The following is an 805-nucleotide window of genomic DNA, read 5'->3' on the forward strand; positions in this document are numbered from 1 at the left end:
GATCATCGACACGCCCCCGCTCTCCCCCGCGATGCACCTGGCGCTGGACGAGGTCCTGGCGCAGGAGGTCGCCGCCGGCCGACGCGGCCCGATGCTGCGCTTCTGGGAATGGGAACGGCCCGCCATCATCATCGGCGCCTTCCAGTCGCTGCGCAACGAGGTGGACCTCGACGCAGCCTCGGCGCTGGGCGTGGAGGTCGTCCGCCGCGTCACCGGCGGCGGCGCCATGCTGGCGGAACCCGGCAACAGCGTCACCTACTCGCTCTATGCACCGGGCGATCTGGTGCGCGACATGACCTTCGCCGATTCCTATGCCTTCCTCGACGCCTGGGTGCTGCAGGCGCTGATCTCCCTCGGCATCGACGCCTTCTACAAGCCGCTCAACGACATCTCCAGCGCCAAGGGCAAGATCGGCGGCGCGGCGCAGAAGCGCTTCTCCGGCGGCACGGTGCTGCACCACGTCACCATGGCCTATGACATGGATGCGGAGAAGATGGTGAAGGTGCTGCGCATCGGGCGCGAGAAGCTGAGCGACAAGGGCACGGTGAGCGCCGTCAAGCGGGTCGATCCGCTGCGCAGCCAGACAGGCCTGCCGCGCGAGGCGGTGATCCGGCGGATGCGCGAGACCTTCGTGTCGCTGCATGGCGGCGTGGCCGGGCGGATCACGGCGGAGGAACATGCGGCGGCGGAGAAGCTCGCGGCGGAGAAGTTCTCCTCCGGCGCCTGGCTGCGCCACGTCCCCTGAGGCACGCAGGCGGCCTCGTCTCCCGGGGCGGCGGAAGCGCGCCGCGCCGCCGCCGGCCGG

At 70.8% G+C, this 805-nt stretch carries 1 protein-coding gene; it reads left to right on the forward strand.

The genetic code is table 11. The features are described from left to right. The coding region (locus ROTAS13_RS25320) for a biotin/lipoate A/B protein ligase family protein (RefSeq protein WP_075823723.1) at positions 1 to 745 on the forward strand (745 nt) is incomplete at its 5' end. Positions 746 to 805: the final 60 nt, after the last annotated feature.

The organism is Roseomonas sp. TAS13, from assembly GCF_001950415.1.
GTDB lineage: Bacteria > Pseudomonadota > Alphaproteobacteria > Acetobacterales > Acetobacteraceae > Roseomonas > Roseomonas mucosa.